This is a genomic window from Streptomyces sp. NPDC045678, from assembly GCF_056432085.1.
The window spans coordinates 35,568-50,283 of the sequence record NZ_JBWKJS010000009.1 but is presented as its reverse complement, the minus strand read 5'-3'; the positions used below and the strand labels follow the sequence as shown (position 1 = coordinate 50,283).

General features: G+C 73.9%; 13 protein-coding genes. 5 read left to right on the top strand and 8 right to left on the bottom strand.

Going from position 1 to position 14,716, the window contains the following annotated elements; translation table 11 throughout:
- Positions 1–67 precede the first annotated feature (67 nt).
- Genes AC07DO_RS29165 through AC07DO_RS29145 form a run of 5 tightly spaced genes read right to left on the bottom strand, consistent with a single transcriptional unit; the run spans position 68 to position 5,006 of the window.
- Entirely contained in the window at positions 68–1,330 is a 1,263-nt protein-coding gene (locus tag AC07DO_RS29165) for an ABC transporter substrate-binding protein (RefSeq protein ID WP_479063702.1), read from the bottom strand.
- Positions 1,327–2,460 carry a branched-chain amino acid ABC transporter permease gene (locus AC07DO_RS29160; protein ID WP_479063701.1) on the bottom strand — a complete coding sequence of 378 codons (1,134 nt, stop codon included), beginning with the start codon at positions 2,458–2,460 and terminating at the stop codon, positions 1,327–1,329. Before AC07DO_RS29160 ends, AC07DO_RS29165 begins: the two co-directional genes overlap by 4 nt.
- Positions 2,453–3,343 carry a branched-chain amino acid ABC transporter permease gene (locus tag AC07DO_RS29155; RefSeq protein WP_479063700.1) on the bottom strand — a complete coding sequence of 297 codons (891 nt, stop codon included), beginning with the start codon at positions 3,341–3,343 and terminating at the stop codon, positions 2,453–2,455. Before AC07DO_RS29155 ends, AC07DO_RS29160 begins: the two co-directional genes overlap by 8 nt.
- Positions 3,340–4,155, bottom strand: coding sequence for an ABC transporter ATP-binding protein (locus AC07DO_RS29150; protein WP_479063699.1), 816 nt, complete (start codon positions 4,153–4,155; stop codon positions 3,340–3,342). Before AC07DO_RS29150 ends, AC07DO_RS29155 begins: the two co-directional genes overlap by 4 nt.
- Positions 4,152–5,006, bottom strand: coding sequence for an ABC transporter ATP-binding protein (locus AC07DO_RS29145; protein WP_479063698.1), 855 nt, complete (start codon positions 5,004–5,006; stop codon positions 4,152–4,154). The genes AC07DO_RS29150 and AC07DO_RS29145 overlap by 4 nt, the downstream gene beginning before the upstream one ends.
- A gap of 240 nt (positions 5,007–5,246) precedes the next feature.
- Between AC07DO_RS29145 and AC07DO_RS29140 the strand changes: the two genes are divergently transcribed.
- Positions 5,247–6,482, top strand: coding sequence for a PucR family transcriptional regulator (locus AC07DO_RS29140; RefSeq protein WP_479063697.1), 1,236 nt, complete (start codon positions 5,247–5,249; stop codon positions 6,480–6,482).
- Positions 6,483–6,505: 23 nt separating this feature from the next.
- On the opposite strand, the gene AC07DO_RS29135 is transcribed toward AC07DO_RS29140, so the two are convergent.
- The 3 genes from AC07DO_RS29135 to AC07DO_RS29125 form a co-directional block, all read right to left on the bottom strand.
- A complete protein-coding gene (locus AC07DO_RS29135) occupies positions 6,506–7,261 on the bottom strand; it encodes a bestrophin-like domain (RefSeq protein ID WP_479063696.1) in 756 nt (251 codons plus the stop codon).
- Complete coding sequence (locus AC07DO_RS29130; RefSeq protein ID WP_479063695.1) at positions 7,258–7,899, bottom strand: hypothetical protein; 642 nt, start codon at positions 7,897–7,899, stop codon at positions 7,258–7,260. Before AC07DO_RS29130 ends, AC07DO_RS29135 begins: the two co-directional genes overlap by 4 nt.
- A 90-nt stretch (positions 7,900–7,989) precedes the next feature.
- Positions 7,990–9,159, bottom strand: coding sequence for a glycerate kinase (locus AC07DO_RS29125; protein WP_479063694.1), 1,170 nt, complete (start codon positions 9,157–9,159; stop codon positions 7,990–7,992).
- Positions 9,160–9,315: 156 nt separating this feature from the next.
- Here AC07DO_RS29125 and AC07DO_RS29120 point away from each other — a divergent pair, with 156 nt between their 5' ends.
- The 4 genes from AC07DO_RS29120 to AC07DO_RS29105 all read left to right on the top strand — a co-directional run bounded on the left by AC07DO_RS29120 (position 9,316) and on the right by AC07DO_RS29105 (position 14,716).
- On the top strand, positions 9,316–11,040 hold the full coding sequence (locus AC07DO_RS29120) for a BCCT family transporter (RefSeq protein WP_479063693.1): 1,725 nt from the start codon (positions 9,316–9,318) through the stop codon (positions 11,038–11,040).
- Positions 11,041–11,139: 99 nt separating this feature from the next.
- A complete protein-coding gene (locus tag AC07DO_RS29115; protein ID WP_479063692.1) occupies positions 11,140–11,541 on the top strand; it encodes a CU044_2847 family protein in 402 nt (133 codons plus the stop codon).
- A 44-nt stretch (positions 11,542–11,585) separates the two neighbouring features.
- A complete protein-coding gene (locus AC07DO_RS29110) occupies positions 11,586–13,736 on the top strand; it encodes a VMAP-C domain-containing protein (protein WP_479063691.1) in 2,151 nt (716 codons plus the stop codon).
- Entirely contained in the window at positions 13,733–14,716 is a 984-nt protein-coding gene (locus tag AC07DO_RS29105) for an AAA family ATPase (protein ID WP_479063690.1), read from the top strand. The genes AC07DO_RS29110 and AC07DO_RS29105 overlap by 4 nt, the downstream gene beginning before the upstream one ends.

Here is a 14,716-nt window from a genome sequence, read left to right as displayed (position 1 = left end):
CAGGCCCCCCTTCGCGTGCCGTCGGTCGCCCTTCGGGCTCGTCCTCAATCGCCGGACAGGCTGAGAATTAGCCCCCGGCCGTGTAGCCCGTCGCCGCCTCCGCCGCGCTCGGCTGCCTGACCACCTTCATGCCGCCCGTCGCCTTCTTGTCCGGCTGGAGGATGACGCTCTCCTTCGAAGAGGGTGCTTTCGGGTCGCTGAAGTTCTGCGTGACGCCGAAGCCCGCGTCGAAGTCGTCGAGTGTGAGGAGCGCCTTGCCGACGCCCTCGCGCGTGAGGTCCTTCTCCTCGCACGCCGCCTTCAGGGCCTCGCCGAAGACGGACGCCGCCGTCCAGCCCGCCACGACGCCGTTGTCGAGGGAGTCCTCGGGGTGGGCCTTCTTGTAGTCGCCGACGAGCTTCTTCGCCTCCGTCGTGTCCGCGCCGACGGGCAGGGTGGGCGAGGCCACGTAGTAGTTCTTCATCAGGGCCGGGCCCGCCTGGGTGGCGAGGAGCTGCGGGGCGAACGCCGAGTTGTTGCCGATGACCGGGACGTCGAAGCGTCCCGCCGCCGCGACGCCGACGAGGGAGGCGGCCTGGCGCGGGCCCGCGCTGATCACGACGGCCTTGACGCCGGCCTTCTTCAGGGCGGAGACCTGGGCGGTCATGTCGTTGTCCGTCGGCTTGATCTTCTGCTCGACGACCGTGAGGCCCCCCTTCTCGGCCATGTACTTCGAGCCCTTGAGGGCGTTCTCCCCATAGTCGCCCTCGAAGTAGACGTGACCGAGCTTGTCGCCCTTCTTGAGACCCTTCTCCTTCATCAGGAAGTCGATCGCGTTGATCGTCTCCAGGTCGTACGTGGAGCCGACCACGCGCACGTACGGGCTGCCCAGCAGGTTCGCCGACCAGGCCTGCGGCAGGACCAGGCCCTTGTTCCCCTCGATGCGCCGCTCGACGGCGGCGACGAACGGGGACCCGATGAACTGGGCGAAGCCGAGGACCTTCGGCTCCAGTTCGGTGTAGGCGGCGACGGCCTTCTGCGGGTCGTAGCCGTGGTCGCGGACGGTGAGCTTCAGCTTGCGGCCGCAGATGCCGCCGTCCGCGTTGGTCTGGTCGACGTAGAGCTGCTGGGCCTGGGTGACGCTCTTGCCGAGGGTGGCGTAGACGCCGGTCATGTCGGTGAGGACGCCGAGATCGATCGTCTCGCTCGTCACGCCGTCGCCGGTCTTCACCCCGCCCGCGCCCTTGTCGCCGTCGGCCCCGTCGTCCTTGGCCTTCGAGCTGCACGCCGTCAGCGCGAGCAGCGCGGCGAGCGCCGTGGTGGCCGCGGTGGCCCTGGTCAGTGCTTTCATGCTTCCTCCCCTGGAGTACCTGGCCTTGTCCTGCCGCGCCGGGCGGCGATGCTCACCAGGCCGCCGGGCAGGAAGAGCACCACCGCCACGACGGCGGCGCCGTACAGATACCGGGACGCCTCGCCCGGTGAGATCCCGCCGGTGCCGGGCGCCGAGACCAGGGGCAGCGCGTCGCTGTACCGGGTGAGGAGCTGGGGCAGCAGGGAGACGAGGGCGGCGCCCGCGACGGCGCCGGCGACCGAGCCGAGACCGCCGATCACGATCATGGCGAGGTATTCCAGGGAGAGCGTCATGCCGAAGTAGTCGGGGACGGTGCGCTGGAAGACCAGGGCGAGCAGCACCCCGGCGAGGCCCGCGTACATGGACGACAGGACGAAGACCCCGGCGCGGTAGCGGGCCACCGGGACGCCCATCACGCCCGCGGCGACGCGGTGGTCGCGGATCGCGTTCATGGCGCGCCCCGGGCGGCCGCGCAGGACGCCTCGGGCGAAGAGCCCGCCGGCCACGAGCAGCACGAGTCCCGCGTACCAGAGCTTCTCGACGGAGCCGAACGGGACGGCCGCGACCACCACCTCGCTCTCGTCGAAGGCGATGCCGAAGACGTTCAGGGGCGGCACGTCGCGTCCGTTGGAGCCGCCGGTGAGGTCGTGGGCGTTGAACAGCACGTGCTGCCCGATGAAGATCAGCGCGAGGGTCGCGATGCCGAGGTACGCGCCGCTCAGACGGCCCGCGATGGGGCTGAAGAGGCCGCCCGCGAGCCCGGCCAGTGCCACGGCGAGGGTCGCCGCGAGCCAGGTCGGCAGACCGAGCCCGGTCAGGCCGTCTCCCCCGTCGCCGGCGAGGACGCAGTATCCGTACGCCCCGATGGCGAGGAAGAACGCGTGGCCCATGGAGAGCTGGCCGGTGGCGCCGGTGAGGAGGTTGAGGCCGATCGCGCCGATGGCGGCGGCCATCGCGAAGAGGCCCGCCTGGAGCCAGAAGCGGTCCAGGTAGAACGGCAGGGCGAGCAGGACGGCCGTGCCGGCGGCCCACAGGTAGGTGCGGGGGCGCCTGAGCCGCGTACGGCGGACGGGGCGGGCGGCGGGTGCGGCGACGGCCTCGACGGGCTCGGAGACGGGGGCCTCAGACACGGGCGAGCTCCTTCGTGCCGAACAGCCCGGCGGGTCGCATCAGCAGGATGACGGTCATGACGAGATAGGGCGCGAGGTCGCCGAGTCCGCGGCCGAGGAAGCTGAGCTCGCTCTGGTAGCCGGTGGCGAGGGACTCGGTCACGCCCACCACGAGACCGCCGACCAGCGCGCCCGTGGTGGAGTCGAGGCCGCCGAGGATCGCGGCGGGGAACGCCTTCAGCGCGGCGAGCGAGGTGGCGCGCTCCAGGCCGGGTGTCGGGAAGACGGTGAGGAACAGCGCGGCCACGGCCGCGAGCGCCCCCGCGACCGCCCATGCGCCGAGCGACACTCTTCCCAGCCGTACGCCCATCAGCGCGGCGGTCTCCGGGCTCTCGGCGGCGGCCCGCATCGCCACCCCCCACGAGGTGTAGCGGAAGGCGAGGAGGAAGACGGTGATGAGCAGGGCCGCGGCGACGAACGCGGCGATGCGGGTGTGCGCGAGGGAGATCGGCCCGATGGTGAGCACGTCGTCGCCCCACGGGTCGCCGAGCGGCAGGACGTCGGTGCCGAGGCGGCGGGTGAGTTCGGTGGTGAGCAGGATGTCGACGCCGATGGTGACGATGGCGAGCACGCTGTGGTCGGAGCCGCGGTAGCGGCGCATGACGAGGAACTCGACGGCCGCCCCGACCACCGCGGCGCCCGCGACGCCGACGAGCAGCGCCGGCCAGAAGCCGAGGTCGTCGTGGAGGGACGCGGTGATGTAGCCGCCCGCGAGGAGCAGGGAGGCGTGGGCGAAGTTCACCACCTCGGTGGCGCGGAAGATCACGACGAAGCCGAGGGCGATGAGGGCGTAGACCGACCCCATGGAGATGCCGTTGAGAAGGAGCTCGGTGAAGGTGGTCACGGTCGTCCCTCTCCGTTCCCGGTCCGGTCGCCCTCGCCCAGGTAGGCGCGTACGACCGCCGGATCGTTCTGTACGTCGCCGGGGGCGCCGTCGGCGATCCGGCGCCCGAAGTCGAGTACGGTCACCGCGTCCGCGAGCCGCATCACCACCCCCATGTCGTGTTCCACCAGGACGATCGAGATGCCGAGGCTGTCGCGGACGCCCGCGATGACGGCCGCGGTGCGGCGCCGTTCGTCGGCGGTCATGCCGGCGACCGGCTCGTCGAGGAGCAGCAGGCGCGGCTCCATGCAGAGGGCGCGGGCGAGCTCGGCGAGTTTCTGCTGGCCGTAGGGCAGGGCGCCCGCGGGCTGGTCGAGCCGGCTTTCCAGGCCCACGAAGGCGGCTATCTCGCGGACGCGTTCGCGGTGGCGGTGCTCTTCGCGGGCGGCCGAGGGGAGCCGGAGTCCGGCGGACATGAAACCGGCGCGGGTCAGCCGGTGGCGGCCGAGGAGCAGGCTGTCGGCGACGGTGGCGCGGGGCGGCAGCGCCAGGTTCTGGAAGATGCGGGCGACGCCGAGCTCCGCGATGCGGTGCGGGCGCAGGCCGGTGAGCTCGTGGTCTCCTAAGCGGACGCTGCCCGAGGTGGCGCGGTAGACGCCGGACAGGACGTTGAAGCAGGTGGACTTGCCCGCGCCGTTCGGCCCGATGACGGCGTGCACGGTGCCGGGGCGGACGGTGAAGCTGACGGCGTCGAGGGCGGTGAGCCCGGCGAAGCGGACGGTCAGGTCGCGGACGTCGAGGGACGGCACGGATCCTGTGGCTTCCTCGGTCACCGGCCGGCCCCCCAGCGCCGCAGCGTCGGCAGTGCGCCGGTCCCCCGGGTCGCGTCGGCCGCCGCGTCCTCGTCGACCACGCCCAGGTAGCGGCGGCGCACCTCGTCGGAGGCGGCGAGTTCGTCGGCGGGCCCGGACAGGGCGACCTCGCCGACGTCGAGGACGTACGCGGTGGTGGCGAGGCGCAGGGCGAGGGCGGCGTTCTGCTCGACGAGGAGCACCGAGGTGCCCTGCGCGTTGATCTCGCGGATGGTGTCGGCGATGCGTGCGGCCATCAGCGGGGCGAGCCCCAGTGAGGGCTCGTCGAGGAGGAGCAGACGCGGGGAGGCCATGAGCGCCCTGCCGACCGCGAGCATCTGCTGCTCGCCGCCGGAGAGCAGTCCGGCGCGCTGGGCGCCGCGTTCGGCGAGTACGGGGAAGAGGTCGTGGACGCGCCGCAGGGCGTCCGCCTTGGCGGCGCGCGACCCGGTGGCGCCGAGGGCGCCCGCCCGCAGGTTGTCGGTGACCGTCATCCGGGCGAACACCTGGCGTCCTTCGGGAACCTGGGAGATCCCGGCGGCGACGACCCGGTCCGCCGATAGGCCGTCGATGCGACGCCCGCCGAAGTGCACGGATCCCGAGGTGAGCGCGCCGCCCTGGAAGGAGAGCGTGCGCGAGACGGCCCGCAGCAGCGTCGACTTGCCCGCGCCGTTGCCGCCGAGCACGGCGACGACGGTCCCCTCCGGCAGGTCCAGCGAGACGCGCCGCAGCGCCCGCACGGGCCCGTACCCGACGGACACCTCCCGTACGACGAGTCCCGTACCACCCCCGGGATGGCCCCCACCCCTGTCCTCCGCATCCGAGCCGCCCACGTACCGCCCCTTCGTCCCGTACGGCACATCCGCCGTCGTGTGGCGCTCACCCCAGCACCGCGGGAGCCGCCCGTCCACGGACTGCGGGGGAAACGCTGCGGGAGACCACCGGCGGCGCCCCGCCGTTGTGCATGGGCACAACACCGCGTGTCAGGGGCCTGCCGGAGGGGGCGGAGCAATGGCATCCTCCCCAGCAGCGCCGTGCCGACGGCGCCCTGGCGCGCGGCGACGGGGGGAACGATGAGCGGGCTCGCGAACGGACGCAGGCCTCGGACCGGACACGACTGGAAGCTCCTCAAGGAGGCGTGCACGGCACTCCTGCCACGGGTGCCCGAGCTGGTCGACCAGCATCTGCGGCAGCTCGGCGAGCACTCGTCGGTGTACGGGAGCGTCCTGCCGTACGACGTGCAGTGGCGGGAGGCCGAGGAAGCCATGCGGATCGGCATCGAGGCCATCTCGGCCCCGCGTGCCTCGCCGCGCCGCGACCTGGAGTACGCGGAGGAGGCGGGCCGGCGCCGTGCCCAACAGGGGCTGCCCCTCGACCTGTTGGTGCACTCGTACCGCAACGCGGGCTACCTCGTGTGGGACTCGCTCCTGGAGGGCACCGTCGGCAAGGAGCCGGAGAAGCTCGCGGTCCTGATGCGTTCGGCGACGATGGTGTGGTCGGCGGTGGACGCGCAGGCCGCCGTGGCGTCCGACGCGTACCGCGCGACGGAGCTGGAGTTGCGGCGGCGCACCGACGAGCAGTTGCAGGCGCTGCTCGACGCCCTTCTCGAGGGCCGGTCCGCGCCTGGCCTCGCCGCGCGCGCCGCCGCCGGTCTCGATCTGCCCGAGCACGGCCCGTACGCGGTGGTCGTGCTCCGCGCGGAGCGGCGCGACGGGCGCGAGGCGTTCCACCGGCAGCTCCAGCGGGCGGGGTTCCGTTTCATCTGGCGGATGCGGACGGACTGTGAGGTCGGCGTGGTCGCGCTCGGCGCGGACGAAGGTCTCGACGGCCTGGCCCTGCTGCTCGACGGGCGGTGCCCGGGGCCGGGCGGCATCAGCCCCGTCGTGGCCGGGCTCGCGGAGCTCGGCCACGCGCGACGGCTCGCGGAGCTCGCGCTGCGCACGTGTCCGCCGGACGCGACCGGCATCGTCCGGCTCGACCAGCGGATGCCGACGGCCCTCGTGGTGAGCCAGCCGGAGCTGGCGGGGCGGCTCGTGTCGGAGGTCCTCGGCGAGGTCCTCGCCCTCGAACCGGCCGACCGGGCCGTGCTGTTGGAGACGCTGGACGCCTGGCTGGCGTGCGAGGGTTCGGCGGGGCGGGCGGCCGGGCGCCTGTACTGCCACCGCAACACCGTGTTCAACCGCCTGCGCCGCCTGGAACAGCTGACCTCGCGCTCGCTGGCCCGCCCCCGGGACCTGGTGGAGGTGTCACTCGCGGTGGAGGCGCACCGGCTCGCGCAGGGGCAGTCGCACGGGGCCCGCCCGGCTTGAACGTCCTTGCCGGATACGGCGGTTCACGCGCTGATCAGGTCCTGGAAGGCAGTCGTCGTCTCCGTCGCCGTCCTGCCGAACGGCGCGTCGAAGTTCCAGACCAGGAAGAGGAGGAAGGCGATCAGGGCGCTGAAGGTCCCGGCGAGCAGCAGCTCCCTGGACGAGCGTCTGATCTGCAGCGTGAAGATCAGTCCGACCGTGACGAACGCGCCGGCGACGAGGCCGAACCAGACCACGCCGGGCAGGGTCTCCTCCGCGTTGTCGGCCCGCGTCCTGCGCGCCTCGTCGGCGGCGGCCACCTGGTCGAGGAGCGGCTGGTAGGTCTGCGCCTCCAGTTCGCTCGCGGGCGGGCGCCGGGCGATGTCCCGGCGCAGCGTGTCGAGGAGTTCGCCGCCCCGGTCCGTGAGCCGGTGCTCCTCGATCATGTGCGGCCACTCGACGGTGGTCACGTGTTCGCTGTAGCGCCGTACGTCGTGCTCGATGCGTTTCCGCGCGTCCGCCGGGTAGACCTGCACGCGCCTGCTGATCTCGTGCAGGGCCTGCGCCTCGTCGCGGGTGCCGTCCTGGGCGGCTCCGCGGGCCTCCCAGACACCGGCGATGGCGAGGCCGAGGACGATCGCGTACACGACGCCGACCATCATCACCATGTACTCGAGGACGTCCGGCGTCTCGCTGGTGTCGTCGTCCTCGGGCACCCGGCGGTGTCTGAGCACGGTCACGGCCAGCACGATCGCGCAGGCCAGCACCATGGCAAGACCGAGTACGAACCATTCCGTCACGAGGGGCCTCCGGAGGGCGGGGTGGGGCGGGAACGGGCGCCGGACGTACCGGACGCGGCGGAGCGGGAGCGGGGGCGCAGCAGGGCGGCGGCGAGGACCGCGGGAGTGGTGACGACCATCGTGGTGGTGACCATGGACCGCCCGCCCTCGCGCTCGGGCTCCTCGGCGGGGCGGTAGCCGGGTGCCGAGAGGGAGGGCCGGGGCGGTGAGCTGGGTGCGGGGCGCGCCGGGCGGGACTCCAGGCGTACGGGGACGTGGAGTTCCCGTACGCGGGGCGCGGCGCGGGGCGGGCGGTCGGCGGGGCGCGCCGGGGGTGCGGGGGCGGGGTGCGCCGAGGGTGCGGGGGCGGGGCGCGGGGCCGGGCGGTCGGCGGGGGTCCGGGACGCGCGGGGGGCCGCTTTCGGGCCCGGGATCGCCGGGCCGGGCCGGGGATGCCGCTCCGGCACGGTGTCGGCGTCGCCGGGCGCGCCCGGGCGGTCCTCGCGGCAGATCTCAAGCCGCTCCGAAAGGACCGCGTCGAGCGCCCCCGCGTACGTGTCCACGTGCGCGCCGACCCGCGCGTCAACGGTAAGACCCGGCACCGGGCACAGGCTCACGACGATGCCGAGACCGCCGCCGAGCCGTGCCCACCCGGTCAAGATCGACTCCTTCTCACGTAGAGAAGAAACGATCACGTTCCCTGTTCGACACGGGTGGGGATGTCAGGTGCGGGGTGGACGCGTCCGGACTCAGGCGAGGAAGTCGCGGGCGATGCCCTCCGCCACCGTCTCCAGGATCGGGCCCGCCTCGGCGATGCACCGCGCCACGTCCGGCTCGACGTCGGTCAGGGCGTACGCGCGGCGGATGCCCGCCCTGCCGAGCGCCTCGGGGGCGAGCGCGAGGCGGCCGCAGACCGCGACGACCTCGATCCCCGCGGCCCGCGCGGCGGCGGCCACGCCCGCCGGTGCCTTGCCGTGCAGGGTCTGCTCGTCGAGTGAGCCCTCACCGGTGATGACGAGCGTCGCCCGCTCCAGGGCGGGCGCAAAGCCGAGCACGTCGAGCATGACCTCGATGCCGGGCCGGAAGCCCGCCCCGAGACCGACCAGCGCGCCGTACCCGATGCCGCCCGCGGCGCCGGCGCCCGGCGACTGCGCGTACTCCGCGGCCTTGGGGCCGATCGCCTTCTCCAGGACCGTGGCGTAGTGGGCGAGCGCGGCGTCCAGCGCGGCGACGTCAGCCGGGTCGGCGCCCTTCTGCGGTCCGTAGACCGCGGGGGCGCCCTTCGGCCCGGTCAGCGGGTTGTCGACGTCGCTTGCGAGCACGGTCTCGACGTCCTTCAGACGCGGGTCGAGGCCCGACAGGTCGGCGGTGGCCAGGTCCTTCAGCGGGCCGCCGCCGGGCGCGACGGGCTCGCCCCCGGCGTCCAGGAAGCGTGCGCCGAGCGCCGCCAGCATGCCGGCGCCGCCGTCGGTCGTGGCGCTCCCGCCGACGCCGAAGACGATGGTGCGGGCGCCCGCGTCGAGCGCCGCGCGGATCAGCTCTCCGGATCCGTACGTCGTGGCCGTGAGCGGCGCGAAGACGCCCTCGGGGAGCAGCTGGAGGCCCGAGGCCTCGGCCATCTCCACCACGGCGGTGCCGTCCTTCAGCGCGTACGCCGCCGTCACCTCGTTGCCGAGCGGTCCCGTGACGCGCACCTCGTGGCGCTCGAAGCCGCCCGCGACGGCCGCGGCGACCGTGCCGTCGCCGCCGTCGGCGACCGGCAGCGCCTCGACCGCGACGCCGGGGGCGACCCGGTGGAGCCCGGCCGTCACCCGCTCGGCGACCTGCACGGCCGTGAGCGAGCCCTTGAACTTGTCCGCGGCGATGAGCACGCGCTGCGCCTGCCGCTCGTGTCCCGCCGTGCTTGCAGCGTCCGCCACCTTGCATTCCCCTTGCTTTCCGGGCCTTGCTCGCGTCAAGGCAGTCGCGCCGCTGCGACCATAACCGCAGACAGGGGCCGCTGCCCATGGCCGCCGGGACGTGAGACGGCGTGGCCCGACGCAAAATCCCCCGATACCGCACCATAGTGGTGCGCCATGAGTACGGAAATGATCGATCAGTCCCGACCCGGTGACGGTCCGGCGGGCCCTCCCCCGGGCGGCCGGGACTCCGCGGACGGGTCACCCCCGGACGGCACCCCCGACTACCTGGTGGTCGGCGTCGGCGTCGCCGCGGTGCTCGGGGTGGTCGCCTGGGCCGCGCTCGGCAAGCGGTCCTTCGACCGCGCTTCCGACAGCGCGCTCGGCTGGGTCCTCGACAACTTCGCCTGGCTCTTCGTGATCGCCGCGGACGTCTTCCTCGTCCTGTGCGTGGTCCTCGCGCTGAGCCGCTTCGGCCGGATCCGGCTGGGCACGGACGACGCGCGACCCGAGTTCACGAACCTCGCGTGGATCGCGATGATGTTCAGCGCGGGCATGGGCATCGGCCTGATGTTCTACGGCGTCGGTGAGCCCCTGACCCACTACCTGGACCCCCCGCCCTCCTCGGGCGCCGCGCCCCGCTCCGGCGGCGCGGCCCGCACCGCCCTGGAGTACTCCTTCTTCCACTGGACGCTGACACCCTGGGCGATCTACGGCATCGTGGGCCTCGCCCTCGCCTACGCGGGCTTCCGCAAGGGCCGCGGCAACCGGCTCAGCTCGGTCTTCGTACCGCTCCTCGGTGCCCGGCGGGCGGCGGGCCTGCCCGGCAGGATCATCGACCTGCTCGCGGTCTTCGCCACCGTCTTCGGCACGGCGACCAGCCTCGGCGTCGGCGCGCTCCAGGTCGCCACGGGACTCAACCTCACCACCGGCGTGGAGAGTTCGACCACCCTCCAGCTCATCATCATCGTCTCGCTCGGCGCCGCCTTCGTGCTGTCGGCCTTCTCCGGGGTGCACAAGGGCGTGAAGTGGCTCAGCACCCTCAACATCATGCTGGCCGCCTGCCTGATGCTGTTCGTCTTCGTCCTCGGGCCGACCGTCTACATCCTGGACGCGATCCCGGCGAGCGTCGGCGGCTACCTCCACCAGCTGCTCCCGATGGCCTCGCGCACCGGCGCCTTCACCGACAGCGGCTGGCTCGGTTCCTGGACGATCTTCTACTGGGCGTGGTGGCTGTCCTGGGCCCCCTTCGTCGGCACGTTCATCGCCCGCATCTCGCACGGCCGGACGATCCGCGAGTTCCTGATCGGCGTGCTCCTCGTGCCGAGCGGCGCGACCGTCGTGTGGTTCTGCGTGATGGGCGGCACCGGCATCCGGCTCGACGCGACCGGCAAGGTCGACATGGCGGCGAAGGTCGAGGAGGGGGCGGAGTCCTCGCTCTTCGCGATGCTGGACGCGCTGCCGCTCGGCACCGTCACGTCGTGGGTCGCGATGCTCCTCGTGATGACGTACTTCGTCACGAGCGCCGACTCCGCGTCACTGGTGATGGGCTCGCTCAGCAGCCGCGGATCCCTGCACCCGCCGACCTGGCTGGTCGTCACCTGGGGCGTCCTCATGGCGGCGGTGGCGGCGGTACTCCTGGTCGCGGGCGGTCTGGACTCGCTGCAGAGCGCGACGATCCTGGTGGCACTGCCGTTCGTCGTGGTGATGCTGACGCTGTGCTGGGCCCTCCTGAAGGAGCTGCGCCAGGACCCGGGCGCGGGCCCCGCGCGCGGCCACGCGCTGCACGGACTGCGGAACGCGGTGCGCACGATGGTCGGCGAGGCGATCACCGAGCAGACACCGGACCGGCACCACCGGCTCCGCCGGATCGCCAGGTCCCGCGGCCAGGACGGCGACTGACCGGTCCGCCGTCCCCGCCCGCCGTTCCGCGTGGTGGGTCGGGGTGCGGGTTGAGTGAACCGGCGTCATACGCGGCCGCGTTGGCCGCACAATGATCCCATGCCTGAGTACCTGGAACTCGACCTGGCCGGGGCCGCGCTGCGCGTCGAGCTCGCCGACGTGGGGCAGGCCCCCGAATCCGGCGACCTGCCACCGGAGTTCGGCGTCCCCGGCGCCGTCTCCGCCGGCGGGCGGGTCACGGCCCTCGCCGCCGACGCGCTGCGGGCCACGCTGCGGCCGCTCGGTCCACTCCTCGACGAGGTGCACGCGTCGGTGTCCCGGGCCGCGCACCCGCCCGCGGAGTTCACGGTCGACTTCGGCATCGAGGTGGGCAAGGACCTCAAGCTCGGCATCGCGGGGGTGAAGGGGGCGGCCACCATGACGGTGTCGGCGACGTGGCGGCGTACGGAAGAGCCGGGCGCGGGAGCCGACGGGACGCCCGGCGGCGCCACCGGGCCGTAGCCGTGGGGTGGTTCAGGGGGACCCGGGCACCGCAGGTCGTCGCGGTGCTCGGGCCGCACGGCGACACGGCCGTGGGCGCGGCCGCGCTGCTCTCGCCCGGTCGGGTGCTGACCTGTGCGCACGTGGTCAACGAGGCGCTGGGCCGGCCCCCGTTGAGCGGAACGAGACCCGCGCACGAGGTGCTCCAGGTCGGATTCGCCCGGCGTACGGTACGGATCAAGGCACAGATAGAGGTGTGGGTGCCGCCCCGGCACTCCACCGCGGCCTGGCAGGGGGACCTGTGCGTGCTGCTCCTCTCCGAGCCGGCGCCCGCGGGCATCACCCCCGTCGTATGGACGGAGATGACGGAGGGCCAGTCGCTGCGGGCCTGGCACGGCTGCGGGGATCCGATCACCTTCGCGGACACGGTCCTCAAGCTGCTCGACGGCCACGTCGGCTACCTGGACGGGCCGCTGTCGGGTGCCGCGATCGGCCCCGGGTTCAGCGGCGGCCCGCTGTGGACCGACGCGGGGGACAGCGCGACCGGCATCGTCGTCGGACAGCTCGGGCAGCCGGACGCCCCCGCCCACCCCGGCCGGACGCTGCGGCGCACCTGGGCCCTGCCCTGGCAGGCGGTGCGGGAACAGCTGTACGCGGCCGGGGCGGGCGAGGTCGTGGCGGACTGCCGCACCGCGCGGCCCGCACCGCAGGACGATCCGGTGGCCGCCGAACTGAGCGACCTGCTGCGGTCGTTGCTGCCCGAGCCGACGGCACGCGCCGAGCACGCGCGGCGGCTCGCCGACGAACTGGGCCTCGCCGCGCCGGGGGACGGGTCGGCGCCCACCGTCGAGGAGCTGACCGACGTCCTGCTGACCCGGCACCGCGCCCTGCCCACGCTCAGCGAGTCCCTGCTCACCGCCGGGCCCCGCGGCGCGCGCCCCGACCGGCTCACCGCGCTCCTCGGCACCGGCCGGGCCGTCGACGCGGCGGGCCTGCTCTCCCGCGGTGAACACGCCTTCCTGGTACGGCAGCTGGAGCTCGTCGTCCTCACCGACCCGACACTGCCCGCCCGCGCGGCCCAGGAGGCGCTGCGCTACACACCGCTCCCCGCGGCCCTGTGCACCGCACGGCTGCCGCCCGAGGCGCTGGCGCAGATCATCGCGGACCTCGAGGAGTACCAGGACGGCGGCAGCGTGCCGGCGGGGACACCCCGCGTGCCCGCACTCGTCCACCTGGTGGAGTTCATCGCCGCGGCCGCGGGCGGCCCCCTCGGCGAGGGTCTCGGCCGCTGGACCGAGCGGGTCTGCACCCGGCTCGGCGTGCACCCCGCGGCACGCGACCAGCGCAGGGCCGACGCCGCGCACTGGGCGGACGCGCGGACGGCGCCGGTCACCCGCCTGCTCGCCAGGATCACCAGGAGCGAACCGGAGGGCGAGGGCACGGAGGCCGCCGCACGGTACCGGTGCAGGCTCTGGCAGCAGCACGCGGACGGCTCGGTGCGCCGCCTGGAGACCGCCGCGGGGGACGCGCCCCTGTCACCGGAGCAGGTCGGCGCGCTGATCCGCGAGGGCGCCGAGCGGTCCGGCGACGGGCTGCCCGCCGTGGACATCGAGGTCGACCGCGCGGGGCTCCACCTGCCCGTCGACGAATGGGACGCGGGCAGCCCCAACGAGTTCGTACCGAGCCTCCCCCTCGGCGCCTCCTTCCCGCTCACGCTGCGCTGCCCGGAGATGAGCCGCCGCGTGCCCCGCCGGGAGGTGGAGCACCGCCGGCGGTGGGGCGACGGGCACGGCAGAGTGCTGGTCATCGACCCGAGCTGCGCGGACGGTCGGCAGGTCGCCGCGCTGCTCAACTCCAGCCACCGGGACGCCAACCACGTCGTCCTGCACGGGCCGCCCGCGCTCCGCGCCCAGCTGCTCGACCTCTGCCTGGCCCTCGGCGTGCCGGTGGTCCTCTGGGACCGTGAGGCGGAGGACCACGACCACGCCCACCGCCTCGATCCCCTGGCGCCCACCGGGCGGCTGCAGGAACTCCCCTACCGGGTGCACCGGTTCAGGGCCTCGGCGCTGCCGGACTCCGCGGGACTCCCCGTGCGCCCCTCCCTGGTGTGGGAGGACCTCGCGTGGCAGGACCGCACGGGCACAGACCAGGAGCCGAGGCTCACGGACCCCGACGCGACGCGCCCGCTTTCCGACGAAGGAGCACGCAGTTCATGACGGCATCCCAGACATCCCCCACGCCCGGGCAGGGCGACTGGCGGCTGTTCCGCGGAGACGGCGACGCCCGGCACGTCGACTTTCCCGAGCCCCCGCCGTGGCGCCGCTTCACCCCCGAAAACGGCACGCCCCGGCCCCGCCCGTATCTCATCGGGCCCGACGAGTCGGAGGTGGTCAACGCCGCGCTGCTGCTGCGCCGCCCGCTCCTGGTCACCGGCCACCCCGGCACCGGCAAGTCCTCCCTGGCCCACGCAGTGGCGCACGAACTGACGCTGGGGCGGGTGCTGACGTGGCCGGTCAACAGCCGCTCGACGCTGCGCGACGCCCTCTACGGCTACGACGCGATCGGCCGCCTGCGCGAGTCCAACCTGCGCCGCGAGACCACCGGTGCCGACGGCGCGGGTGAGGACCCCGACATCGGTTCGTACGTCCGCCTCGGACCGCTCGGCACCGCGCTGGTCCCCAGCGAGCGGCCGCGCGTCCTCCTCGTCGACGAGCTCGACAAAGGGGACGTGGACCTGCCCAACGACCTCCTGACCGTCTTCGAGGAGGGCGAGTTCGAGATCCCGGAGCTGGCCAGGCTGCCCGACGACCGGGCCCGGGTCGACGTCCTGACCGCGGACCCGCAGGTGCGGGCGCCCGTGACGCGGGGCAGGGTGCGCTGTTCCGAGTTCCCTGTGGTGGTCATCACCAGCAACGGAGAGCGCGAGTTCCCGCCCGCGTTCCTGCGCCGCTGCGTCCGCCTGGACCTGGCCGAGCCCGACGAGCAGCGGCTGCGCGACATCGTCGCGGCACACCTCGGCGACGCGGCCCTCGACGGCGTCGACGACCTCCTGCACGCCTTCCTGGGCCGCCGCGCGCCCGGCGAGCTGGCCACCGACCAGCTCCTGAACGCCGTGTTCCTGCGCAAGGGCGGTCTCGACCTGCCGCCGGGCGCCCTGCTCGACGCGGTGCTCCACCGGCTGGGCGGGGTGGTGTAG

What these genes read in the sequence shown, in the direction of transcription:
- AC07DO_RS29140 (WP_479063697.1), top strand. Translation starts at nt 5,247, where the DNA reads ATGAGCGGGCTCGCGAACGGACGCAGGCCTCGGACCGGACACGACTGG.
- AC07DO_RS29115 (WP_479063692.1), top strand. Translation starts at nt 11,140, where the DNA reads ATGCCTGAGTACCTGGAACTCGACCTGGCCGGGGCCGCGCTGCGCGTC.
- AC07DO_RS29165 (WP_479063702.1), bottom strand. Translation starts at nt 1,330, where the DNA reads ATGAAAGCACTGACCAGGGCCACCGCGGCCACCACGGCGCTCGCCGCG.
- AC07DO_RS29105 (WP_479063690.1), top strand. Translation starts at nt 13,733, where the DNA reads ATGACGGCATCCCAGACATCCCCCACGCCCGGGCAGGGCGACTGGCGG.
- AC07DO_RS29120 (WP_479063693.1), top strand. Translation starts at nt 9,316, where the DNA reads ATGAGTACGGAAATGATCGATCAGTCCCGACCCGGTGACGGTCCGGCG.